The organism is Alcanivorax sp. NBRC 102024 (assembly GCF_001602235.1).
Classification (GTDB): Bacteria; Pseudomonadota; Gammaproteobacteria; order Pseudomonadales; family Alcanivoracaceae; genus Alcanivorax.
Map to the genome: position 1 here is coordinate 316128 of NZ_BDAS01000003.1, position 25041 is coordinate 341168.

The window sequence follows — 25041 nt, forward strand, 5'->3', positions numbered from 1 at the left end:
TTAAATGGTAAGCGCAGGACCCTGCATTCGCGCTGTTGCCTATTTTCGCGCTGTGGCACTGTTTAGTTGTTGTCTGTTTTCTTCGTTGGTGGCCGCCGCTACGGATAGCGGCGCTTTCCGCCAGGCACTGGACGCAGCACGCAATGATGACTGGAATACCCTGACCCGGATGGAAAAACAGCTGGGAGACGATCATCCTCTGCAAGCCTATCTGGATTTCCATCGGCTGCGGGCGGCATTGCCGGACCTGGCCCCGGACAGGATCAACGACTACGCTCGGCGCTACCCGGATTCGCCCCTGCCTAACGATATTCGTCAGCTGGCTACCGTGGCCTATGGCAAGGCGAAAAAGTGGGACGCTTTGCTGGCTGTCATCAGCGATGTCCCCTCTGCCACTGCCCGCCAGTGCTACTACTACCAGGCCAAACTGGCCAATGGGGACGACACCGCCCTGCAAGCTGCTGCCCAAATCTGGGCCAGTGGACAATCTCGCCCCAATCAGTGTGACCCCCTGTTTGATCAGGCTCAGGCACGGGGTGTGATTGACGATGCCGCTATCTGGGAGAGGCAGCTGCTGGCCTTCAAGGCCAACAGCCGTGGCCTGATCCGCTACCTGGCACAGAAACTCGAGGACACCGATTATGAAACGGCCAGTGACTGGCTGGAAACGCTCTATCGTGATCCCGACAAGGTGGACAACCTGCCCACCGCCATCAAGCCGGAACAACGCCAGCAACTGCTGGCCGCAGCCCTTCACCGGTGGGCTTACAAGGACACGGTAGCCGCTCGCCAGTGGTTCGATGAGCACAGCCGTCGTCACGGTCTTCGCGATGACACCATCCGGGCAGAAGCCGGTCGACGCATTGCCTGGTATTCCACCATCCGGGGCATTGAAGAAAATCGCCAATGGCTGGACACCTGGCTGGTGGCCAACCCGGATGGGGAACTGCTGGACCAACGCGCCCGGCGTACCATCATTGAACAGGACTGGAGTAGCGCGGAGCAGTGGATTAGCCGTTTGCCAGAAAACGAACAGCAGGACTCACGCTGGCTCTACTGGCGTGCCCGGGCCCTGGAGGAACTGGACCAATCCGATCGGGCCCGGGCCCTCTACCAGCAAGCGGCCAGACAGAGAAACTTTTTTGCCTTTATGGCCGCCGACCGGCTTGGCGAGCCCTACCATTTCTCCAATGCCAGGGTTGCGTCCTCCGACGATTTCACGCCTCCCCCCGCCATCACCAGAGTGAAACTGCTGCGGGAACTGGGCGAGGATCATGCGGCCCGTCAGGAGTGGCTGTGGCTGATGTGGCACAACGATGATGCCAAGGTTCGCCAGCTTGCCCAGCATGCACTGGAACAACACTGGTATGACCTGGCGGTACAGGCATCCATCCAGGCCAAGGCCTGGGATGTGCTGGCCTGGCGTTTCCCGCCGGCATTCCAGAACGATTTTGAACGGATGGCGGCGGACCATGACCTGGATCCCTGGCTGGCCATGGCAGTGGCGCGACGGGAAAGTGCCTTCAATCCCCAAGCTCGCTCCCCGGTAGGGGCCATGGGCCTGATGCAATTGATGCCAGCCACCGCTCGCAAGGTTGCCAAGGACGCCAATCTGGGACGGCCCACCAACCAGACCCTGCAGAACCCTGATCTGAATATCCAGCTCGGCAGCCGTTACCTGGCAGAGTTGCTGGACGAATTCAAAGGCAACCGGGTGCTGGCCCTGGCGGCTTACAATGCCGGTCCGCATCGGGTGAATAACTGGCTGGGAGAGGAAGACGATGCCGTGCCCGCGGATGTCTGGATCGAATCCATCCCGTTTCGGGAAACCCGGGATTATGTCCAGGCTGTACTCACCTACCGGGCATTGTTTGTAGGGCTGCACGACAACCAGGCACGCACCTCACAACTGCTCACCGAAAAGGAAAGCCAGGTTCTGTATTCCGTCTCGATGCTGGATTGAGCGTGATTTGACGGAGGGCGCTCCGCTCTTTGCGCCCGGACATAAGGCGAACAAAGCAAGGTTCGTTGCGAGTTACGAGAAGCGAGAAACGAAAGGCAAAAACGGGAATTCCGATTCGGTTTCCGTTACTCGCTACTCGTCACTCGCTCTGCCTCTTCTCCCTCAGTCCAGCTGCCGGATGTGGTAATCCAGCCGGGCTCGGGCATCGCGGGTGGACAGCAGCGGGGTCGCCTCCACCCGCCGGCGCAGGTGGATGCTGCGAGCCGGTTCCCGGGTGAAGGCAATGATCGCGTTGTGACAGTCACTGCATGATAACCGGAAACGGCTGGCATAGCCGGCCATGGCCTCATCGGTGGCCGCCGGGCTTTCCCGGTATTCCTTCCAGTCACCAAAGTTCATCACCAGGGTACCGCCGGGTGCCAGATTGTCTGCCAGACACTCTAGCCACGGCCTGTCTGCTGCCACCGCGCGGCTGACCTGCTCATTACTGGGGGCGAACAGGTCTTCGATAATCAGGTCGAACGGTTCTCCCTGATAGGCCCGCAACCAGGCCTGGGCATCCCCTTCATGGGTGTCCACGCCGAACGCCGCCATGCCAAACACCTCCCGCGCCACTTGCAAATGGGCAGGGTCCAGCTCTACGGCAACCAGCGTCTCCGGGTTCAACAAACGTCGAATCGGCGGGATCAGTGATCCCCCGCCCAGCCCCAGTACCAGCACCCGGCGAAACCGGGAAGGCTCATGCAGTAGTGCCGGCAGCCAGAGCAGATCCCAGACACTGCCAGTGAGCAGGCGCTTGGGATGAAACTCGGAATGCTGAACGCCATTGGCATACAGCCGCAGGGTCCGGCCTGCTCGACGCACTTCGTAATGCACACCTTGCAGGTCGGTTTTCCAGATCAACGCCACACTTATTTTTCCAGAGTCAGGGTCAGGCCAGCCACATTGCCATCGACGGTGGTTTCGTTCAGGAACACCCGGTTCTGATCAATTCCCAGGGTCTGCACCAAGGCCGCTTTGGCATTTTCACCCCGCAGACGTGCCAGTTCGGTGAGTTGCGCCCGATCCAGCGCTTGGGCGTCGGCTGCCAGCATGGATTCCCAGGCAGCTCTGGCCAGAATCGTTTCCCGCTGTTCATCGTCTTCGGGTAGCGGGTCGCTGACCAGACTCTCCACGTCACGGTCGGTGCTGGACTCATAGCGCCGAATCAATTTGCGGCGCCACTTCTTCTCCAGCAAGGCGTCATCGATACCTAACCAGTCCTCATCAGCCACATCCCGTCCAATGGCCTGCGCTGCCAGCGCAGTACGGTCCGCTTCATTGGTCGTGCCGACCAGCCCCACCCTGAGCTGCGGGCGCTCATTGAGCACTTTGGCAAGCGCATCCAGGGCTGAGGCTGTGTCCGACTGGATCTCGGCATCCCCTGCCGAAAAGGCAATGGTCTCAAGGTTTTTGCCACCGGCCAGCGCTGACAGCACGGAAAACGGTGCCGTGGCTGCCTTCACCACGATATTGCTCAAGACCTTGAGCACCATGCCGCCCACGCTGAAACTGGGATCATCCAGATTGCCGGCCATGGTAACGGGCAGGGTAATTTCGCCGGACCGGTTTCGCAGGACGGAAAGCCCCAGTTTAACGGGAGCTTTCACCGCCTGTTCGCTGGGGACCTGTTCACCCAGATAGAACTCATCGGCACGAATATTGGTATCACTACTGAGCTGGTTTTTTTCGATGGAGACTCCCGTGGTGACACCCAGCTGGCCTTTTTCCACCTTGTAGCCCAGGTATTGACCGGTGTAGGGAGTCAATCCGGTCATTTCATAGTTCTGCAGAGAGACATTCAGATCCGTGAAGAGAGGCTCCGGTGTCAGCGACCCTTTCACCGTTAGGGGTGCGTAGCGATCCACCTGCGCACTCAGATCAATCCTGGCCCGCCTACCCGGTCGGGTATCCAGATTGCGCAGATTACCGGACAGTTGGTACAGGCCGATCCGGAAATTCGGGCTAAGGGACAAATCTTCATGGCGAATCTGGCTGCCCACCAGCCGCACACGATCCACAGTGACCTGCCAGGGCTCGCTCTGACTCTGGCTATTGGCTTTATCCGGAGAATTACCGGAAGGCATACCCGCCTGAATCCGTGCGGCCACATCCCGACCCTGGGCATCCACCCGGTTGGCCAGATCCATCCCGGTGAGCCCCACCTCACCGATACGCACAACCTGTTCAGCCGTGCTCAGTGACAGGTCTGTCACGCGGCCCTGGTTGATCTTCAGCAAGGACTGGCCATTTTCCAGCAAACTGACATTTTCCACCGTGGCGGAGGCATTGACCGACACATCCGCGTTCTCACCTTTCACGCTGGCCCGGGTATCCAGGGACAACAGTCCGTCGGCCAGCACCAGCGGCGCTTCCCGTTCCAGCCATGGCGAGAAGGGTGTCAACGACAACCCTTTCAGCCCGGCCTGGGCATCCATACTGAAAGGCGTCAGATTGCCTTCACCGGAATGGTTCAAAGTGCCGCTCTGCTGGATCTTGCTACTGCCTTCCCAGCTAAACGTGGCTGGCTCGCCGATAATCAGGTTTTTCAGGGTCAGGGTGCCGTCGGACAGCGCCAGGGTCTGAGCCGGTTGCAGGGTGCGATCGGTGAACCGCAGTCCACTGCCGGCAACCTGCACGTTCTCCAGGCGAACAATCCATTCGCTTTTACCTTGCTGAACTTTCTGGGCCGCCTGCTCTGCCTTCTCTTTGACTTCCTCGACGCGCTCCTCCGCCGCCTCCCGATCAACAGGCAGGAACAGCGTTGCCAGATCAATGCCCTGACCATCCAGTACCACAGTGACACCGGGATCGGTAACGGTCACATTGGGGATCGTCAGTTCCTGGGCATGGGAGTCCAGCGCCACGCCTTCAACGCGAACCTGCGGCAGGGAGACACTGGGCGTGTCCTCACCGGGTTTTAACAGCTGCAGCTGTCGCAATATCAACTGGCCGTCGCTGAGCAGCACCCTGGGTTGAGGCTCCGCGTTGAATTGATACGCGGTTTCCACATCCAGCTCACCGGACGGCACCGTAAAACGCACTTCGTTCTTGAGCAGGCGCGCCAGCGGGACCAGATCGACCTTTTCCACATTCAAGTGGCCCTGCGCGCTGAAGGGGGTAAATTCGAAACGGCCCTGCCAGTCAAGGACGCCGCCGTCCGGCCCTTCCAGGCGAATGGCGTAGTCATTGCTGTTTTCGTCCTTGCTCTTGGTAGAGAAGTTGCTCACCGTGAAGGCCAGCGGCAGCACTAAAGTCTCTGGCTCTTCACCGGTGGCCTCGGTAAAACGCAGATCGCCATCGGCAAGACTGAGGCTGGCTATGGAAATGGCCGGCAACCCCGGCTCTTCCTGCTCCGGCTCCGCGGCTTCCTCCTCCGGAGTCTGGGCAAGCTGCGTCTGGATATGGCTCAGCACATCATCAAAGCTGAAGGTATTACCGGGGTTGCGCTGGGCCCGCACCGTCAAGGCATCGAGCATGATCTCATCAAAATGCCAGCTCCAGCGGAACAGGGAAGACAGCTGGAAATTCACATACAGCTGGTTGAATCCGAGCAACACCTCGGTCTGGTCGTCTTCAATGGAGAAACCTTTCACCGTGGCGCTTAGCACCAGAGGGTTGATCTTCACCTCCTCAATGGTGACTTGCCGACCGGTCAGGTCTGCCAGTGCCTGCCTGGCATTATCCCGGACCAGGCCCGGTGCCAGGAAAAACCCCAGCAAGGCATAAAGCAGATAAAGGCTAGCCAGAATAATCAGGGTTTTCACTTTCCAGCTACTGCTTTTCCAGGCCTGTAGCACCTTCACAACTGCCTCCTTTCAAGACCTTTCAATGTTGACGCCATGGTAGCAGTTGCGCGCGCCAGTGGCGCCCCAAACCCATTGCGCCACCCGGACGGCTGTGGAAAATGGGCGCATCTTGCACAGGAGTCCTGCCATGAGCGACAACTACCTTCTGAACATGTATGAAAAAGCCCTCAAGCTGCCTGCTGGCCGCAAGCTGTTTTCCATGGTGTTCAGCCGCAAAGCCCCCTACTTCGCTACTATTACCCCGACCATCAGCGAACTTCGCCCCAATTTCTGTGAGGTAAAGTTCAAGAAACGTAAAGGTGTGGAAAACCACATCCAGACGGTGCATGTGATCGCTATCTGCAACGCCCTGGAATGCGCCATGGGTGCCATGGCGGAAGCGTCCGTGCCCAAACACCTGCGCTGGATCCCCAAAGGGATGAATGTGAATTACACCGCCAAGGCCACCAGCGACATCACTGCTACCGCCGAGGCCAACCCGGAAGACTGGAAACCCGGCGACCTGCCCGTCACCGTGAAGGCCATGCGTGATGACGGCACCGTAGTCGTGGAAGGCACCATCAATCTCTGGATCAGCGAGAAACCCAAGAAGGGCAATTGATCGTTGAGAATGATCAGGTACCGCCCTGCCCTCAATACACCCGGGGTTGGGTGAAAACGCAAGAGGCCGCGCCAGGATATCCCGGCGCGGCCTCTTGTGTTTCCTGGGCGACGTTTTCCGCCAACCTCTGGTGGAAGCGCTAGCCTCCCTGAATCAATCCTGCTGCCGCCACCGCGGACTCTTCAATCAAGTCAGCCTGAATCAGGCCACTGCGCTTCAAGGGTTTGAAATCATGATCGCCACTGGCGAGCCAGTGCACCCGAACGTTCCCCGGCAAGCCATAACCCGCCACTTCCTCCGGCTTACCGAAAGGGTCACGCTCACCCTGGCATATCAGCATGGGCACCGTCAGATGCCGCAGATGCTCGGTGCGGGTTTTCTCAGGTTTGCCCGGAGGATGAAACGGATAGCCCAAGGCCACCACCCCGTGGATGGGGGGACAGTCTGCTTCCGCTGCCAGCAGCGAGGCCATACGCCCGCCCATGGACTTGCCGCCGATCCACACGGGCAGAGAGCCCTCCGGCAACACCGCCAGTACCTCCCGGAAGTGAGCCAGCAACTGGGGGGCGCGATTGGGGGGAAACTTGCGCTGTTCCTGACGCCGGCGCGCCATGTAGGGGAACTCGAACCGGACCACTGAGATCCCCCGCCCGGCAATGGCCTCAGCCATCACGTTCATGAAGTCACTGTCCATGGGCGCTCCGGCGCCATGGGCCAATACCAACAAGGCAGAAGGTTGCTCGGCACGATTCCACAACAGCTCTATCACAACGCCATCTCCAACGCCTTGAGCTGAGCCTGCAACGCCGTTTTGAAATCGACCCGGAAAAGATCCAGCCCCGGTGTATCAAGTATCTTCTCTACCACCGGTGCCGGATGACTGACCGCCCAGCAACCGATCAGAGTCTGTTGCACCTGCATGAGATAGGTGGCCGCCTGATCCCCCGTCAGGGCATAGGCCTGCTGTATCCGTTGCGCCAGGACCGTAAAGCGGGACAGCAGCGATTGTTTGAACTCACGGGCCGCGTCTTCCTCCAGATTCTGTTCCAGCACCGAATGCAGGATCGCTGTCAGACGACAAAACAACGGCCGCGCCACCAGCAGCTCGGACAGGGCCTGCCACAGCGGCAGGCTGTCATTCACCGGCGCCAGACTCACCTGCTCCAGCTCGTCCAGGTAGAGGCCCAGAAACAGGGCTTCCTTGGAAGAGAAATAACGATACAAGGCCGCTTTGGTAACGCCCGCCTTGCGGGCAATGGACGCGAGGCTGATCGCTTCAAAACGCTCCTGCTCGAAGAAGGTGGCCGCTGCCGCAAGAATCTGGGCTCGCCGTTCCGCCTTCTGCTCCGGGGAGCGGGCGCGTTGAAAAGGACATTCGGCCATAGTGAACCTCTGATTGAGTCGGGTAGCAGGCCTGCATTTACATCATGCCGGCCTGATTTCCACCGAAACGGTTATCCCGTCATTACCCTGCAGGGCGGCATGACAATAGGGTGCAATTGGCCTCAGGCGAACAACACCCACACCCTTACAGGGTCATTGGGACCGGGTCATTGATAAGCACGGAGACAAACGCCGCCTGGTCTGAACACCCGGAAGCCGCGCTAAAGTGCCACCGCGACCTCCTGGTTTAGCCAATGACGGCAACTATCCCTCGCGCTATCAATGCTCAATATTTCGGATGCAGCTCGCCCCGGCCCCAATGCTTCCCATGGGAGAAGTCGTCTGCAGATTACGCCTGCAGCATGCCTGCCAGTCGGCGGGTAATCATACGGGGGGACAGTTTGCCCATCCACACCAGCAGCAGGTTTTTCAGCCCGGGAATCACAATGGCACGACGGCGTGCCGCCAGGGATTTCTTCACCACCGCGTCCGTTCTCATGGTGCCTGCCTTGAACAACAGGGTGTCGGTCATGTGTGCTTCGGTGGCGAACTCGGAGTCGGTGGCGCCAGGACACAGGGCGCTCACCGCCACGCCGCTTGCTTTCAGTTCCTCATGAAGACCTTCGGAAAACGAAAGGACAAACGCCTTGGTGGCATAGTAGATAGTCATGTTCGGACCAGCCTGGAACGCCGCCGTGGACGCCACATTGATGACAAACGCATCCTGAGCCTGCTTGAGAGCCGGCACCAGGCGCCAGGTCAGATCTACCAGGGCGGTCACATTCACCTGAACCATATCGAGCTGGCGCTGCAGATCCAGGTCGGCAAACTGCCCCCGATCACCGAAGCCGGCATTGTTGATCAGACCGGTCACCGCAATCTGCTGTTCTTCGAGCGCCTTGACCAGTTCTGCAGATGCCTGCGGCTGCGCCAGATCCGAAGCAATACACGCCACCTCAATGCCGTGCCCGTCACGCAGCTCAGCCGCGAGCGCTTCCAGCCGATCCAGTCGCCGGGCAACCAGTACCAAGCTCTTCCCTTCCGCCGCCAGTTGCCGGGCAAATTCCTTACCAATGCCGGCGCTGGCGCCAGTAATAACGACTGCTTGCATGTCTTCTCTCCATTAAGTAACCATTGGTCACTAATTTAGAGAAAACTTACCGCCATGTAAATAACCGCTGGTCACTTAACCCATTTGCCTTGCCACTACCCCTTGAGAGCCCGGGTTTTCAGAGGAATCTTCGCTTTACGAGCAAAGCTCCAACAGCGCCATCGCTTCAGATCGCCCCCTCGGCCACCCCCCAGAGGTTGAGCTGACCATGGGGGCCCGGCGGCACAAAGCCACTGGTATCCAGGGATTGGGCTTCCCTGGCTTCCAGGCCGGCCCCCTTGCAGGCGGAAGCAAATCGCTGCCGTAACAGATGCGCCCAGGCTCCCTGACCGCTCTGTCGCTGATGCCAGCGGCTATCGTAAATGGCGCCACCATGGAGATCCCGCATCACCGACATCACCTTTTCCGCCCGCTCCGGGTAATGCTCATGGAGCCATTCCTGCCACAGTGGTCCCACCTCATGGGGCAGGCGCAGCACCACATACCCTGCCTGCTGCGCCCCCGCCTGGGCCACCTGCTCGACGATATCTTCCAGTTCGTGATCATTGATAAAGGGAATGACCGGCGCCACCAGCACCGTCACCGGCACACCGGCCCGGCTTAACTCACGAATCACCTTGATCCGCTCACGGCCACCACTGGCCCTCGGCTCCAGCTGACCCTTGAGACGGTTGTCCAGCGTGGTCACGGACACCGCCACCGAAGCCCTGCTCTGACGAGCCATGGGCGCAATCAGATCCAGATCACGGAGCACCAGGGTGCTCTTGGTAATCAGGCTGAAGGGATGCTGACAATCCACCAGCACCTGCAGCAATTCGCGGGTGATACGACGCTCTCTTTCAATGGGCTGGTAAGGGTCTGTCACCGTGCCCAGCACAATGGGGCGGCAACGGTAAGAAGGTTTGCGCAGACTATCGCGCAGCACTTCCGCCGCATTGTCCTTGCAGAAAATTTCACTCTCGAAGTCCTGCCCGGGTGATAGATCCACATAGGCATGATTGGGGCGCGCGTAACAGTAGATGCAACCATGCTCACAGCCCCGGTAGGGATTGATACTCTGCTCGAAGGGCAGGTCCGGACTGCGGTTGGTCATGATCAGGCTTTTCGCCTGTTCACGGTGATAGCGGGTGGGTCGGTTCACCGGCGCGTCATCCCTGTCAGTGTGGCTGACGGCAAAGCGCCCCGGTATCTGGCTGAGGGTACCCCGGTTCACAGCAGGCATAATGGCTCCTGTCGAATACTGTCTTTTTGTACAGTATATCGAGACGAGCCCGGACTCAATACTTTTTACCCAACGCTACCCACCCACTCCGTTGGCGCCTTGCGAGCAAGGCGCCAACGGGGAAATGAGGGCGGGACATAAAGGGCCCTCACAAACTCCGCAGCTTGCGCAGCTCCCTTACCCCGACCGCCAGTGTCATGAAATCGTGAGGGCTGTCGGCCTGCAGGGTTTGCAGGCGGTGAATGCCGAAGGCAACCTTGCGGCTGGCCTTGTCCTCCCAGGCCTCGAAACGGGCGGTGGCGCTGTCGCCCTCCTGCTCCAGCACCTTGGCCGCGACCTGACGGTGCAGGCGATAGGTGTCTTCGCGCAGGTTGGCGCGGGCCAGGGCCTGCCAGCGGCCCTGTACGCTCAAGTCGATGATGGAAGACAACAGCCAGAGAATCTGCAGATGATCACCCACCAGGAAATAGACTTCCGCCGCCAGCTTCAGTGGCACCTGGGCCTGTGAGGCCAGCTCGATCACGTCCGGGGCGCTACCCAGCACCATGGTGTTGGCGAGCAGGCGAGCCTCTTTTTCCGGTACACCGTCGTCGCCCATACCGGTCACGGCCTGATCCCACTCCTGACGGTAACTGCCCGGCAGGATGTCCGGCAGCATGGCTTCCAGTTCGCCAATGGACTGGCGATAACGATTGACCGCTTCCGCCACCGGACGGCGCCCCCATTTGTAATGGATCAGCCAGGTGGTGACGTGTTTCATCAAACCTATGACACGGCCATAAAGTCGCAGCTGTACCTGGCTGTCCACTTTGCCATCCAGCCCATCCACCGGCGCCCAGTACAGGTCACCGTCAAACACCGCATGGGCCATGGCGTAGGCCTTGACGATGCGATGCAATGACAAGCCGTGTTCGTCCGCGTAACGATGAGCAAAGGAGAACCCCATACGATTGACCACCGCATTGGAAAGCACGGTGGCAATCAGTTCCCGTCGCAGGCCATGGGCCAGCAAATCCTCGCGGTAGGATTCCACCAGCTCGCTGGGGAAGTAGTTGAGGACGTCCTGATCGAAGAACGGATCGTCCGGCACATCGGTGGCCAGCATGGCATCGAACAGGGCGTTCTTGGTGTAGGACAACAGCACCGACAGTTCCGGCCGGGTCAGCCCCTTGCCCCGGGTGCGCCGCTCGCTGAGTCCTTCGTCATCCGGCAGGTATTCCACCGACCGGGTAAGCATGCCCTGGCGCTCCAGGGTGCGCAGGTGGTTGGCGTGTTCGTCGAGACGACTGGGCGCATTGAATTCCAGCAGGCTGAGGGCCAGGGACTGCACATAGTTGTCGCGCAGCACGGCGCTGGCCACATCATCGGTCATCCGTTCCAGCAGCGGATCCCGGGTTTCCCGATCCAGACGACCATCGCGCAGCCGCTGGTTAAGTGGAATCTTGATGTTCACTTCCCGGTCGGAGCTGTGCACGCCGCCGGAGTTGTCAATGGCGTCCGTGTTGATACAGCCGCCGTTCAATGCGTATTCGATGCGGCCCAGCTGGGTCAGCCCCAGGTTGCCGCCCTCGCCCACCACCTGGCAGCGCAGGTCGCGGCCGTTAATCCGGATGGCATCATTGGCCCGGTCCCCCACCTGGGCCTGGCTTTCATTGCTGCCTTTCACATAGGTGCCGATGCCGCCGTTCCAGAGCAACTCCACCGGTGCCTTGAGAATGGCAGTAATCAGTTCTGCCGGGGTCAGGGTCCGTTGTTCGATCCCCAGGGCCTCACCGGCCTGCGGGCTCAGGGTGATGCTCTTGGCGCCGCGCGACCAGACGCCCCCCCCTTCGGAAATCAGCGAAGCATCGAAATCCTCCCAGGTGGTACCGCGGGTGGTGAAAAGACGCTGCCGCTCGGCAAAGGTGGTTGCCGGGTCCGGGTCCGGATCAATAAAGATGTGCATGTGGTTGAATGCGGCCACCAGCTTGATCTGTTCGGACAACAGCATGCCGTTCCCGAACACGTCGCCGCCCATGTCGCCAATGCCCACCACCGTAAAGGGCGTTGTCTGAATATCCTTGCCCGCTTCCCGAAAGTGTCGCTTGACGCTTTCCCAGGCGCCACGGGCGGTGATGCCCATCTTCTTGTGGTCGTAGCCGGCACTGCCGCCGGAGGCAAACGCGTCCCCCAGCCAGAAGCCGTATTCCTCGGCCAGACCATTGGCAATATCAGAAAAGGTGGCCGTCCCCTTGTCCGCCGCCACCACCAGGTAGGGATCGTCGCCATCATGACGGACCACCGATTCAGGCGGCACCACTTGGTCGCCAACCCGGTTGTCGGTGATGTCCAGCAGGCCGCGAATGAATTCCTTGTAACAGGTGATGCCCAGTTTCTGCCAGGCCTCCCGGTCCGCCGGGTTGCCGCGCTTGAGGACGAATCCGCCCTTGGCCCCCACCGGCACGATAATGGCGTTTTTCACCATCTGCGCTTTCACCAGGCCCAATACCTCGGTGCGGAAATCCTCTCGCCGGTCAGACCAGCGCAGCCCACCCCTGGCCACCGGACCACCACGCAGATGAATCCCCTCCATCTGGGGGGAATAGACAAAGGTTTCATACATGGGCAGCGGCGGCGGTAATTCCGATACCTGACTCGGGTCCAGTTTCAGACTCACATAGGATTTGTCACGGCCGGCGGCATCCGGCTGGTAAAAGTTGGTCCGCAGCCCGGCCCGCACCACACTGAGAAAAGCCCGCAACACCCGGTCCGCATCCAGGGAGGCCACCTGATCCAGCTGGTGATCCAGAGTCTGGGCCAGGGTGATGCCCTCATTTTTACGGCGCTCATCGCTAACGGCAGGATCAAAGCGGATCTCGAATAGCTGCACCAGGGATCGAGCGATCCGGGCATGGTCCGCCAGCAACTGCTCCATGTAGCCCTGGGAATACGGCAAGCCGGTCTGCACCAGATACTTGGTCAAGGTACGCAGGCAGACGATTTGCCGGGAGTTCAGTCCGGCCAGCAGCACCAGTCGATTCAGCCCATCGTTCTCCGTATGACCGTGCCAGCATTCCAGGAACGCCTCTTCAAAAAAGCGCTTCTGCTGCACCGGCCCCAGGGCGCAATCGCCATGCACCTGAACATCAAAAACCTGAATCCACTGGGCCTCACCCTCGCGGGGCATGACCTGGGTGGGCTCTTGCCTCACCACTCGCAGGCCAAAATTTTCCAGTGCCGGCAAGACTTCTGACAGGGCGATGGGTTTCTTCTGGCTATAGAGACGCAAACTGGTGGGGCACGCCGCACCGTCCTGACTGTTGATCGACAGGGAAGGCAACACCGGCTGGGCATCATGCAACTGGGCCAGGTACTGAATATCTGCCGCTGCTTCCATGGGGCGGGTGTTTTCCTGATATCCCACCGAAAAGGCATCGCCATAGCGCAGGGATAACGCCGCACCCTCTTCCCCGTCCTTCTTGAGAATATCGCGAAGCTGGTCCGCCCAGGTCCGGGTCACCGCCAGCAACCGTTCTTCCACCTGTTCCTGGGACATGGCCAGGCGAGTGCCCTGGGGAATGCGGATAATGCAGTGGATTCGGGCCAGCCCTTCGCGCAGGAAGTCCACGGTGCGCTCCACCGAATTCCCGTTGCAAAGACTTTTCAGCTCGGCGGTGACGTGGTCGCGCAGCTCTCGGGAATAACGCTCGCGGCTGAGATACACCATGCAGGAATAGAAACGGCCATAGCGATCACGGCGCATGAACAGGCTGAGATGATGGCGATCACGCAGCGCGCGAATTCCCATGCAGGTGTGATAAAGCTCTTCCTCGCTGCACTGGAACAACTCGTCCCGGGGAAGTTGATAGATAATATCGCGCAGATGTTTGCCGGAGTGGGAGCGCTCGGGCAGGCGGGAGCGCTCCAGTACATAGTTGACCTTGCGACGTATCAGCGGAATATCACGGGGCCGGTTGATGTAGGCATCCAGAGAGAACAAGCCGATATAGCGATCCGTCCCTTCCACCGTGCCGTCTTCGGCCAGGCGTTTCACCGACACCACATCCATATAGTGGGGATGATGAATCGGCGAGCGGGCATTGGCCTTGGTCACCACCACCAGACGGCCATGGGAAATGTACTTTGCCATCTCGTCATGGGGGGCGATAAATTCTTCCGCATTGGCGTAACGGCTACCGGCCTGGGCCAGGCCCAGACCCGCATCATCATCCAGGGTCAGCTTGATGCCATCTGCCACGGGCTCCGCCCGGGAACGGGCATAGCCGAGAAAGGTGAAATGATCCTGGGAGAGCCAGTCGATGAAGGCACGCGCTTCGGCCAGCTCTTCCTGGTCCCGGTTGGGAAACTCCGCCGAGAGATTGCGCTGGGTGGTTTCCAGATTATCCAGCATGGCCGGAAAATCCTGCACCACCACCCGCAACTCCCCCAGCACCTGTTCCAGATGTTCCTGCAGATGCTGATAGGCGTCATCTTCGGCCAGCGGCTCGAATTCCACATAGATCAGTGATTCCGCCGGGTGCTCACCATCGCCAACCCCCACCACCCGAGTCATGTGGCCGTGATTATCGCGGAGCACCTGGATCACCGGATGAATCGTCCAGTCGATGGCGGTACCCGCATCACGCACCGCCATGGCAATGGAGTCCACCAGAAACGGCATGTCATCGGTCACCGTCCTCAGGGCGGCCAGTCCCCCGGACCGGGTGGGAGGTTTCAGGTGGATCAGGGTTTCTTCCGGGTGGCGCTGGAAAGCCATCATCCAGTGCTGCTGGGCGATATGGAAAAGCTGTTCGGGGGTTCGGGCGGTGAGCGCGGCCTGGCTGCTCATCTCGAAATAGGCCGCCATGAAACTGCGGAACAGGGGTTGATGCTCAACCCCGACGTGGGCGGTAACCAGTGCTTCCAGCTGGGCCTGTAACAGGGCCTGGCGCTGCGCGACGTCATCCTGCATCGAATCCTCCGGCATCCGTTCAGGCGCGCCGGCAAGGCGCCAGCGGCCCTGGGAGCTTCTGGACAACTCCTTGCGTACTCAGCGTGGCCTGAAGGGTACAGCTGTTGTGTTTTGTCGTAACGGTCAGGGTGGATCCCTTTCCTGGCGGCAAAGCGCAGCAGATGTGCCCTTCAGGCCTCGCCCTCCGGGGCTTCCAGGCTGGCCCACACTCGTTGTTGCAATGTCTCGATGGGTGGACACACACCTTTAACATTGCGCCTAGATTGTGAGCCAGCCTGGAAGCCTGAGCATGCAAGGAGTTGTCCAGAAGCTCCCTCCTTTCACTCTATACCGGAGGAAGAGATCAATACCAGCCCGGTGCCGTGATTAGATCAGCAGACCGCGACAGTGGGATGACAAGGGAAGTGACTGAAACTCGAAACAGGCCTTACCAATAACGCAGGGTGCACTGAGCCTAAGGCGAACTGCACCGATTCGGCGTCGCCTTAGGCTCAGTGCACCCTACGCTCCGGCTTCTGGCGTCTTACTGTACCTGCACCGGCTGTACCAGCACCCAGGGCATTACCACCACGGTCCACAGTGCCTGGTCGGCCTCGAACCACTGGCCGGCCTGCGCATCGGTAACCTTGTCCACCTGCCCCTTGTCCCGCCACAAAGACAGGGTATCAGCCTGGTCTTCGGAAAACGCCAGGGCAACCTCGATCAGGTCCAGCTCCGGCGCCACATACACCGTCTGGCCGCGGGCAAAGAAGGGTTGCAGCTCTTTCCAGTTCGCCTTGGCGGTTTCCTGGTTGAGTTTGGCTTTGAGAATATCGCGATCTGCGGATGGATCAGACATGGGCGGCTCCGTGTTCAGGGCCGTGCATTATCCGTATTCGGAGGGGGGCAATCAAAGTGCAGGAAAAGAACGCCCGCCACTTGGGGATGGCGGGCGGGCTGTACCGGGGCCGAAATTGAACATCCATGTTCGATTGCGTCCTTGCGAGATCCACTTTAGGAGAGTCCCACCCGGAAGATAAGACGCGATTCGCTACAGTTTCTGTAAGCCATTTGCCATTGAAGCAATGCCGTTCTGGCCAGATCGCTGGAGAAGAGACGATAGCAGCGGCGCGCGCTGTGCCCTTCCAGACCGACCAGGCCTCAAGCGCCACGCCTGCAAACAGCCTCTCATTACTCCGGGTCAGCGCCAGCGAATCTTCTGGCTTGTCTCGCTGATCGGCCGCTGCCTGCGGTCGAACAGCTGGAAGCTGGCACCCTCGGCATCAAACGTAACCTCGGAGAAGGCGTTGTCACTAAACACCTCCCCTGGTACCTCCACTTTCCCCAGAGGTTTGCCCCAACCGCCATGCAATACGCCCGGCACCCGGATCATCGGGCGATACCAGCGGAACGCCCGCAGCGCGGTGGGCCAGAACAGGCCCGAGCAGGTCCAGCTATGTACCTGCTTGCCATCCTTCAAGGTCAGACAGGCATACAGGGAGGCATGCACATCCCCGCTCAGTACCACCAACTTGTCGCTACGGCTGCGGCCCATGGCTTCCAGCAGACGCTGTCGCTGGTGCATGAAGCCTTCCCAGGCATCCTTGCCACGAAACGGCCTGCGTTGTTCCGGGAACAAGAGCACCGAGGTCACCAGCACCTTGATGCGCTCCGGATCACGATCCAGCCACTCGATAAACGCCTTTTCCTGACTATCACCGATCATGCGGCGCTGCCAGGGCCAGCGGCTCAGTACCCGCTCGGTACGCACATCCATGACAAAGAAATCCGCCGGCCCCCGGGAGAAGGTGTACCAGAACCGGTCCGGGTCACGATCCAGATAGGTGCCGGCCTGGTTCAGAGGGGCCGCCGGCGAGTGAGAGGCCTGATAAATCTGATAGGCCTTGATCGCGGCCGGGTATTTGCTGGTCCACAGCTCTGCATTGGCCCGAGCCGGCCAGTTATTCTCGATTTCATGATCGTCGAGGATCATGTAGCTGTTGGTCTCGCGCAGCAACTTGGCCAGATGGGGCTGGGAAAAGCTTTCCCGATAAAGCGCGTCAAAGTCCTCTCGCGTGGAGGCGGCACCAAATTTATACATGGAATCGGCATACACCTGATCCCCGCCGAAAAGGACAAAATCCGGTTTCGAAGATGTTGCCCGGGATGACATCTCGGCAAAAATCTTGTCCGCCCGATCATCCTGAATCTCGCCATCAAGGCCAACAAAGCGATAACAACAGGATCCGAAAAAAAAGCGGGTGGCGCTGGCATCCGGCTGGTTGGTAAGAAATTGCCCCTGTTCTACGGCGCTCCAGTCCAGCGCCACATCCTCTTGTGTGTTCACCCAGCCCGCCTGGTACTCGTAGCGAGTGCCCGGCTGCAGCTGGTTGAGGATCACCACACCAGAGCCATCGAAGTTGCCATTGAGCCGGAACGCCCTTGGCGGTGACCAGTCCATCTCCCCCGCCCGTCGCCAGCGGATACGCCCCCACAACCCTTTTTCTCCGGCCGACAGTTTCCCTTTCGGTAAGCCACCGAAGACCCGAACATGGGAATCCCCTGCCTCACCCACCACCGGTCCCACCGCAAAACGGTTTACACTCTGACTCATGGCTTATGTCCCCCCTGCATTGAGCCCCCCGGCCCACGCTGCTAGCATCACTGATACGCGGTGCAAACAAACGCTATGGCCACTGTTCCAGGCCCTCAATAAACAGCACCCTCTGTCAGGAATAAAAACGTTGTTCAAGGATGCGAAAACTGCCTTTGTTCTGCTTGTTGCCTTCTTTTCGATCGGGCTGACCCCGGCTGTCCTGGCCAACGGCCCCGAGCTGCAGATTATTGGCGAAAATCAGGAAGAACTACAGCCCTATCAAGGGCTGGATTATTTCTGCACACCCGCGGCGCAGTCGCCGACCATCAACGCACTGCAGAAACAACCGACGCTTCCCTGGCAGTCCAGCCGCGGAGACATGCCCAACCTGGGATTTACCAATCAGCATTGCTGGTTCCGCTTCGCCGTGCGCAACCAGAACCCGCGACACAGCGACTGGGAACTGCTGGTTGATTACGCCATGCTTGGCGAACTGGATCTCTACCAGCTGGATGCCGGCGGCAATCTGATCAGCCATTACCAGGCCGGCATGGACCGGGATTTTGCCGTGCGACCGGGGAACTACCCCACTCCGGCATTTCCCCTTTCACTGCCCAGTGGCAAGGACAGCACCTTCTATCTCAAGGTAACGTCACCGCACAGCATCCAGTTACCGATACGCTTGCTTACCCACGAACAGTTCGCCCGCTCCGCACAGAACCAGACCATTATCCAGGGCATCTTTTTCGGCGGCATGCTGGTGATGATTCTCTACAACCTGTCATTGTTCTTCTCCATTCGCGAGAAGGTGTATTTGCTGTACGTGTGCTGGTCCGCAGTGGTGACCCTGTTCCTGGCGGTACTGCACGGCTATGCCCACCGCTACCTGTGGCCACACTCCCCGCTTGTCAGCCAGTACATCATTCACTATCTGCTGCCGTTGATCGTATTACTGCCGCCGCTGTTTACCCTGCATTTCCTGTCCTTGCAGGAAAAAGCACCGCGACTGGCGGCATGGCTGAAAGGCCTGGTGGGGATTGGCACCTTGCTGTTCCTTGCCGCTCCGTTTACCAGCCGCGGTTTTCTGATTCCGATTTCCGTCAGCGCCATTCTGGTGATGGATTTCAGCATTCTGGTGGTGGGTCTGCTGCGCGCCCGCGCGGGTGATCCGGATGCCCGCATCTTCACCATTGCCTGGGCCTGCTTCATCACCGGCGTGGCGGCCATGGCGCTGAACAAGTACGGCGTACTGCCGCGCACCGCCCTCACGGAAAATCTGGTTCAGACCGGCGTTTTCCTGGAAGTGATCCTGCTATCCCTGGCATTGGCCCGACGCATCAGCCGCCTCAAGGAGGCACATTCCGACTCCATTCGCGAGAAGGCCATCGCGGAAATGGAAGCCTTCAAGGCCGGCGCCCGCAACCATGCCAAGAGCGAATTCCTGGCCACCATGAGCCATGAAATCCGCACCCCCATGAATGGCATCATGGGCATGACCGACCTGCTGCGGCGGACCTCCATGACCCAGCAGCAGGCCCAGTATGTGGGCACCATTTACCAATCCACCCAGTCCCTGCTCACGGTCATCAACGACATTCTCGATTATTCCAAGATCGAATCCGGCAAGCTGGAGCTGGATTACCAGAGCGTGCCTCTGGAAAGCATTGTGGACGATTGCGTGCGCTTGTTTGCCCTGCGCTCCAGCGAGAAGAAACTGCCGCTGTATATCCATATCGACAGCCGCGTGCCGGAACGCATCAAGACCGATCCTATCCGTCTCAAACAGATCATCACCAACCTGCTCAGCAATGCCTTCAAGTTCACCGAGCGGGGCAATGTCTCGCTGCATGTCACCGTGAAGCAACCGGTTAACGAAAAGAACCTGTGCGTGCTCATGTTTGAAGTGGTGGATACCGGTGTGGGGCTGGACGAAGGGCAACAAAACAGTTTGTTCCAGGCATTCCATGAACTCTCCGGCAAGGGCAAACACACCGGTGCCGGACTGGGGCTGGTGATCTGCAAACGCCTGATCGAACTACTCAATGGCGATATCGGGGTGTCCAGTTCGCTGGGCCGGGGCGCCACCTTCTGGTTGTCACTGCCGGTGGAAGTGGAAAAACCCCAGAGCAAACCGGTCCTGAAGAATCGCAGCGCCCTGCTGATTTCCAACACTCCGGCCCAGTTGCTCAGCCTCTCCCAGATCCTTACGCGCTGGGGCGCAAAGACCCTGGAATACCGCGATGTGGAAAGTGCCCTGGACCCGGCCAATCCCTCCCGGCCGGTGGATTTTGTCATCGCTGAGCATGCGGTGATGGAAAACCCCCAATATGTGCAGCGGCTGCGCCAGCATTTCAGTAACCCGGTTCTGGTGTTGCTGCACCCCACCGGCAAACCGCTCAGTGACAATTTGCCCGAAGACCTGTTGCTGATCGAAACCCCGTTCTCCTGCCAGGCCCTCAAACGCAGCCTGCTCACCGGCCACGATGAGCACCTTGCCCAACAGGCGACAGAAGAACCCACCGTTGTGCTGGAAAAGGGCAGCGCCCTGAACGTGATCGTGGCCGAGGACAATCCGGTGAATCAGCTGGTGATCGACAGCATTCTCAAATCCCTCGGTATCCATGCCACCCTGGTCAGCGACGGTGAGCAGGCCCTGGATCTGGTCCGCGAACAGCCCGGCTACTGGGATATCATTTTCATGGACTGCGAAATGCCGGTGATGGACGGTTACCAGGCCACCCGTGAAATCCGCAGCCTGGAACAGGCATCCACCACCCACCACCATGCCTGGATCATCGCCCTGTCAGCCCACGCCACCGGCGACTATGTCCAAAAAGCCCGCGACGCCGGAGTGGATGACTATCTGAGCAAGCCGGTTTCCCAGCAGCAGGTTCGCGAGGCCCTGGGTCGCGGTCAGGTATCCAGCCCCTCCGGAATTTCCGGCTGAGCCAGCAGGCCGGCACACACGGTAAGCAGTTGCTTGACCCGGATCGGCTTGCCCAGGAAGGCATCGCAACCGGCATCCAGACAGCGCTGGCGGTCCACCGCCAGCACATTGGCCGTCAGCGCCAGTATCGGGCCGCTAAAGCCACGGTCGCGCAGGGCCCGGGCGGTTTCGTAGCCATCCATCACCGGCATCTGCATATCCAGTACCACCAGGTCGAAGCTGTCCTGGCCATAATGCCGGCAAGCCTCCCGGCCATCTTCCGCTTCCACCACCTGCATACCGGCCTTTTCCAGCACCTTGCGCACAAAGATCCGGTTCACGGTATTGTCTTCTACCAGCAGGGCCCGGCCGTTCAGGGCCATGGAGCTGCCTGCCAGCTGGGGCAGCGGTTCGGCGGATTCACTGGCGTCTAATTCGCAGACCAGGGACAATGGCATATTCAGGGCAAAACGACTGCCCTTGTTCAGTTCGCTGGAAACACTGATATCCCCCCCTTCGGAACGGGCCAGTTGACGGGCAATGCTCAGGCCCAGCCCGGTGCCCGTGTAACGGCGGGAATGAGACGCATCGGCCTGGGAAAACGGCTGGAAGATTTTCTGCACCTCACTCTCACTGATACCGATACCCGTGTCTTCCACGGAGACCTCCAGTTGCTGCGCCGACTCGGACCAACCGGCACGCACCCGCACACTGCCTTCCTCGGTAAACTTCACCGCATTGCCCACCAGGTTCACCAGAATCTGGCGCAAGCGGAAGGCATCACCACTGACGGTAGCCGGCAGCTCGGTCACATAGGACAGGGTCAAATCAATCTGCTTCTCCGAGGCCCGTAACGTCAGGCTGTCGACCACTTCATCCAGCAGCTCCGTCACGGAAAACAGCCGTTGTTCGTGCTGCAGCTGGCCCGCTTCGATGCGCGACAGATCCAGCACATCATTGATTAGCGCCAGCAGCGCATCTCCGTTGTGCTGAATGATGGTGAGGTAACGGCTCTGGTCCGCATGGCTCAGGGAGCCATCACGAAGCAACTCCGTATAGCCAAGAATCGCCGTCATCGGAGTGCGGATTTCGTGGCTGATATTGGCCAGGAACTGGCTTTTGGTCTGGCTCGCCTCCTCCGCCTGGCGACGGGCATCCGCGAGCTGATTCTGGGCGTGGTTGATGCTGTCCACCATGGCATTGAAATCTTCCGCCAGGGCGCCAATTTCGTCATTGCCCAGCACCGGCACCCGCTGATCCAGCGCCCCACCCCGGGCAATGGACCGCACCGCGTTATGCACCAGATTCAAGCGCCCGAACAGCATCGGCTGAATCCGGTAATTGATCACCACCACGGTCAACCCGGCCAGCAACGCCATGATCAAACCGATCACCAGCACCGAAAGGTTCAGGGATTTGTACCCATCGTTGGGCAGCTCCACCACCACTTCCAGAGGGTTGCCGCCGAGAAAATCCGGCACCGGGAACCGCCCCAGCAGCTGATCGCTCCCGGCCACAGTGAGGCCCCGTTGCGGGTTCAGCGAGTCCGGCACCTGGCGGACATACAAGGCATGGCCCACCCGGTCCGACAAATAGCTCATCCAGTCGCTGTCCAGCCACACCCCCAGCAGGTAGGCCTGGCAGCCCATCTCCACCGCGGTGCTGAACAACAGGGGACGCCCTTCCACCTGCACGACGCCCCAGATCGGCATGCAACCCTGCTCGTCAAAGCGAGTCGCCAGGGTCTCAAACACCGGAGAAGAAACCTTATCGGCGCCGTTATTCCACACTACCGAGCGGCCACGCAGCTCCATCATCAGATCCAGATACCCCACCCCGCCCTGATTGGTGGGTGGTTGATCTGGCTGCTGACTCCAGTCCTGTGCCCGCACCCGAAGGATGGACAGCTGGTCCAGAAAGGCGGCCTCCACCTTTTCCAGCTCCCGCTCGGCGTTGCGCTCGGTAAGCGTGTCCACCAGCGACAGGTTCACCCAATACAGCGCCACGGTAGCCAGCACCACACAACAGGCTGCGGAAACCACCAGCAACCACCGAATGCGCACTCTCAGTGACATCGTTACTTTCACCCTTCCCCTGACCGGGTGGCCTGACGGCAAAAGGGGCCGCCCCATGGCCTGCATAAGCTAAGCGCCCGGTAACATTGTCTTGAAAGAATTGTTTTAAGCCGAAACCCTAGCACAAGATCCCTCAAAGCGGGCCCCGGCAATCACCCGTGGTGGGAGATGCCGCACAGCCGTTCACCCACAGGATGAAAAAGCCCCGCCGCACCCGTATCATAGGCCACCCTTTTTCCGGAATGACGACGTCGACCCCATGAGTGACACGCCCCGCAAAATCCTGGTGACCAGTGCCCTTCCCTACGCCAATGGCCCCATTCACCTGGGCCACCTGCTGGAATACATCCAGACCGATATCTGGGTACGCTTCCAGAAACTGCGCGGCGAGCAGTGCACCTATGTGTGCGCGGATGATGCCCACGGCACCGCCATCATGCTCAAGGCGGAAGAAAACGGCATCACCCCGGAGCAACAAATTGCGCAAGTGAAAGCGGACCATGAGAAGGACTTCGCCGACTTCCAGATCCAGTTCGACAACTACTACAGCACCCACAGCCCGGAAAACCGCGCGCTGTCGGAAATGGTGTTCCAGCGCAACAAGGACGCCGGCTATATCGTCGAGAAGACCATTACCCAGCTCTACGACCCGCAGAAAGGCATGTTCCTGGCGGACCGTTTCGTCAAGGGCACCTGCCCCAAGTGCAAGGCCGAAGACCAGTACGGCGACAACTGTGAAGTGTGCGGCGCCACCTATACCCCGGCGGAGCTGATCAAGCCCTACTCCTCCGTCAGTGGCGCCACCCCGGTGGAAAAGGAAACCACCCAGCTGTTCTTCGACCTGCCCAAATTCGAGCCCCTGCTGCGCGAGTGGACCCGCTCCGGCGCGCTGCAGGAGCAGGTGGCCAACAAACTTCAGGAATGGATCGAAGACCTGCAGCCCTGGGATATTTCCCGCGAAGCCCCCTACTTCGGTTTTGAAATCCCCGGCTACCCGGGCAAGTACTTCTACGTCTGGCTGGACGCTCCCATCGGTTACATGGCCAGCTTCCAGAACTACTGCGACCGTGAAGGCCTGAACTTCGACGATTACTGGGGCAAGGAATCCACTGCCGAGCTGTACCACTTCATCGGCAAGGACATCATCAACTTCCACGGCCTGTTCTGGCCCGCCATGCTGGATGGTGCCGGCCTGCGCAAGCCCACCGCCATCTACAGCCACGGCTTCGTCACCGTCAACGGCGCCAAGATGTCCAAGTCCCGTGGCACCTTTATCAAGGCGCGCACCTACCTAGATCACCTGGGGCCGGAATACCTGCGTTACTACTTCGCCGCCAAGCTCTCCAGCCGGGTGGATGATTTCGACCTGAACCTGGAAGACTTCGCCCAGAGGGTAAACTCCGACCTGGTGGGCAAACTGGTGAACATCGCCAGCCGCACCGGCAACTTCGTGAAGAAATTCGGCGGCACCCTCAGTGACGAGCTGGACAACCCGCTACTGGTCCGCGAAGTACAGGAAGCCGCCCCGCGCCTGGCCGAGTTCTACGAAAAGCGCGAATTCGGCAAAGCCATGCGCGAAATCATGACCCTGGCGGATCACGCCAACGGCTACATCGCCGACAAGGCGCCCTGGACCCTGGCCAAAGAAGATGGCAAGGAACAGGAAGTGCTGGCCATCTGCACCACCGCCATCAACGTGTTCCGTCTGCTGGTGATCTACTTGAAGCCGGTACTGCCGGCCCTGGCTGAACGGGCAGAAGCCTTCCTGCAAGTGGCGCCGCTGACCTGGAAAGACAGCGACACACTGCTGCTGGGCCACGAGATCGCCAAGTTCAAGCCGCTACTGAACCGCATCGACATGGCGCAGATCGAGGCCATGCTCAACGCCTCGAAAGAAGACGTGCCCGCGGCCAAACCCGCCGGCAACAAAAGCGAACCGAAACAGGCGGACGACGTGGCAGACGACACCATCAGCATTGATGACTTCCTCAAGGTGAAACTGCGCGTGGCCCGCGTGGCCAAAGCCGCCCATGTGGAAGGGGCCGACAAGTTGCTGCAGCTCACCCTGGACGTGGGCGAACTGGGCGAGCGCAACGTGTTTGCCGGCATCAAGGCCAAATACAGCCCGGAAGACCTGGAAGGCAAACTGGTGGTGCTGGTGGCCAACCTGGCCCCGCGCAAGATGAAATTCGGCGTCTCCGAAGGCATGGTGCTGGCCGCCGGCCCCGGCGGTGACGACATCCACATCCTCAGCCCGGACAGCGGCGCCCAGCCCGGTATGGAAGTGCGCTAACCCGGCACCGATCCCCGCTCCCCTCGTGGGAGCGGGGGGCTCCACCGCGAATGCTTTCCTTCCCGAACTCACCCCGATATCCCTCCCTGTGCC

At 59.9% G+C, this 25041-nt stretch carries 14 protein-coding genes; 4 read left to right on the top strand and 10 right to left on the bottom strand.

Going from position 1 to position 25041, the window contains the following annotated elements; genetic code table 11:
• Nucleotides 1-4 precede the first annotated feature (4 nt).
• A complete protein-coding gene (locus A0251_RS07750) occupies nucleotides 5-1963 on the top strand; it encodes a transglycosylase SLT domain-containing protein (RefSeq protein ID WP_062816277.1) in 1959 nt (652 codons plus the stop codon).
• A gap of 162 nt (nucleotides 1964-2125) precedes the next feature.
• On the opposite strand, the gene A0251_RS07755 is transcribed toward A0251_RS07750, so the two are convergent.
• Nucleotides 2126-2872 carry a hypothetical protein gene (locus A0251_RS07755; RefSeq protein WP_062816278.1) on the bottom strand — a complete coding sequence of 249 codons (747 nt, stop codon included), beginning with the start codon at nucleotides 2870-2872 and terminating at the stop codon, nucleotides 2126-2128.
• A gap of 2 nt (nucleotides 2873-2874) precedes the next feature.
• Nucleotides 2875-5808 (bottom strand): DUF748 domain-containing protein, encoded by a 2934-nt coding sequence (locus A0251_RS07760; protein WP_062816279.1) that lies wholly within the window; start codon nucleotides 5806-5808, stop codon nucleotides 2875-2877.
• 130 nt (nucleotides 5809-5938) lie between these two features.
• On the opposite strand from A0251_RS07760, the gene A0251_RS07765 reads away from it, so the two are divergent.
• Nucleotides 5939-6412, top strand: coding sequence for a hotdog fold domain-containing protein (locus A0251_RS07765; RefSeq protein WP_062816280.1), 474 nt, complete (start codon nucleotides 5939-5941; stop codon nucleotides 6410-6412).
• Nucleotides 6413-6551: 139 nt separating this feature from the next.
• Here A0251_RS07765 and A0251_RS07770 read toward each other — a convergent pair whose 3' ends face one another.
• From A0251_RS07770 to A0251_RS07800, 7 genes are all read right to left on the bottom strand, one after another.
• Nucleotides 6552-7181 carry an alpha/beta family hydrolase gene (locus tag A0251_RS07770; protein ID WP_062816281.1) on the bottom strand — a complete coding sequence of 210 codons (630 nt, stop codon included), beginning with the start codon at nucleotides 7179-7181 and terminating at the stop codon, nucleotides 6552-6554.
• Nucleotides 7178-7795, bottom strand: a complete 618-nt coding sequence (locus A0251_RS07775; RefSeq protein WP_062816282.1) for a TetR/AcrR family transcriptional regulator — start codon at nucleotides 7793-7795, stop codon at nucleotides 7178-7180. Before A0251_RS07775 ends, A0251_RS07770 begins: the two co-directional genes overlap by 4 nt.
• A 349-nt stretch (nucleotides 7796-8144) precedes the next feature.
• Nucleotides 8145-8906, bottom strand: a complete 762-nt coding sequence (locus tag A0251_RS07780; protein ID WP_062816283.1) for an SDR family oxidoreductase — start codon at nucleotides 8904-8906, stop codon at nucleotides 8145-8147.
• Between the two features lie 166 nt (nucleotides 8907-9072).
• On the bottom strand, nucleotides 9073-10128 hold the full coding sequence (locus A0251_RS07785; RefSeq protein WP_062816284.1) for a PA0069 family radical SAM protein: 1056 nt from the start codon (nucleotides 10126-10128) through the stop codon (nucleotides 9073-9075).
• Nucleotides 10129-10276: 148 nt separating this feature from the next.
• Nucleotides 10277-15079: an NAD-glutamate dehydrogenase gene (locus A0251_RS07790; protein ID WP_062816285.1), complete on the bottom strand. Its 4803-nt coding sequence runs from the start codon at nucleotides 15077-15079 to the stop codon at nucleotides 10277-10279.
• Nucleotides 15080-15602: 523 nt separating this feature from the next.
• A complete protein-coding gene (locus A0251_RS07795) occupies nucleotides 15603-15917 on the bottom strand; it encodes a DUF2288 domain-containing protein (RefSeq protein ID WP_062816286.1) in 315 nt (104 codons plus the stop codon).
• 342 nt (nucleotides 15918-16259) lie between these two features.
• Entirely contained in the window at nucleotides 16260-17672 is a 1413-nt protein-coding gene (locus tag A0251_RS07800) for an alkaline phosphatase D family protein (RefSeq protein WP_062816287.1), read from the bottom strand.
• A 130-nt stretch (nucleotides 17673-17802) separates the two neighbouring features.
• Here A0251_RS07800 and A0251_RS07805 point away from each other — a divergent pair, with 130 nt between their 5' ends.
• Nucleotides 17803-20601 carry a hybrid sensor histidine kinase/response regulator gene (locus A0251_RS07805; protein WP_062816288.1) on the top strand — a complete coding sequence of 933 codons (2799 nt, stop codon included), beginning with the start codon at nucleotides 17803-17805 and terminating at the stop codon, nucleotides 20599-20601.
• Here the strand turns inward: A0251_RS07805 and A0251_RS07810 are convergent.
• Complete coding sequence (locus A0251_RS07810) at nucleotides 20568-22655, bottom strand: ATP-binding protein (protein WP_062816289.1); 2088 nt, start codon at nucleotides 22653-22655, stop codon at nucleotides 20568-20570. The two genes, A0251_RS07805 and A0251_RS07810, sit on opposite strands and share 34 nt — an antisense overlap.
• A gap of 259 nt (nucleotides 22656-22914) precedes the next feature.
• On the opposite strand from A0251_RS07810, the gene metG reads away from it, so the two are divergent.
• Complete coding sequence (metG, locus tag A0251_RS07815; RefSeq protein ID WP_062816290.1) at nucleotides 22915-24948, top strand: methionine--tRNA ligase; 2034 nt, start codon at nucleotides 22915-22917, stop codon at nucleotides 24946-24948.
• Nucleotides 24949-25041 lie beyond the last annotated feature (93 nt).

Excerpts from the sequence above, each read along its gene's own strand:
- A0251_RS07765 (WP_062816280.1), top strand. The coding sequence starts at position 5,939 with ATGAGCGACAACTACCTTCTGAACATGTATGAAAAAGCCCTCAAGCTG.
- A0251_RS07810 (WP_062816289.1), bottom strand. The coding sequence starts at position 22,655 with ATGTCACTGAGAGTGCGCATTCGGTGGTTGCTGGTGGTTTCCGCAGCC.
- A0251_RS07750 (WP_062816277.1), top strand. The coding sequence starts at position 5 with ATGGTAAGCGCAGGACCCTGCATTCGCGCTGTTGCCTATTTTCGCGCT.
- A0251_RS07800 (WP_062816287.1), bottom strand. The coding sequence starts at position 17,672 with ATGAGTCAGAGTGTAAACCGTTTTGCGGTGGGACCGGTGGTGGGTGAG.
- A0251_RS07795 (WP_062816286.1), bottom strand. The coding sequence starts at position 15,917 with ATGTCTGATCCATCCGCAGATCGCGATATTCTCAAAGCCAAACTCAAC.
- A0251_RS07780 (WP_062816283.1), bottom strand. The coding sequence starts at position 8,906 with ATGCAAGCAGTCGTTATTACTGGCGCCAGCGCCGGCATTGGTAAGGAA.
- A0251_RS07785 (WP_062816284.1), bottom strand. The coding sequence starts at position 10,128 with ATGCCTGCTGTGAACCGGGGTACCCTCAGCCAGATACCGGGGCGCTTT.
- metG (WP_062816290.1), top strand. The coding sequence starts at position 22,915 with ATGAGTGACACGCCCCGCAAAATCCTGGTGACCAGTGCCCTTCCCTAC.
- A0251_RS07775 (WP_062816282.1), bottom strand. The coding sequence starts at position 7,795 with ATGGCCGAATGTCCTTTTCAACGCGCCCGCTCCCCGGAGCAGAAGGCG.
- A0251_RS07790 (WP_062816285.1), bottom strand. The coding sequence starts at position 15,079 with ATGCAGGATGACGTCGCGCAGCGCCAGGCCCTGTTACAGGCCCAGCTG.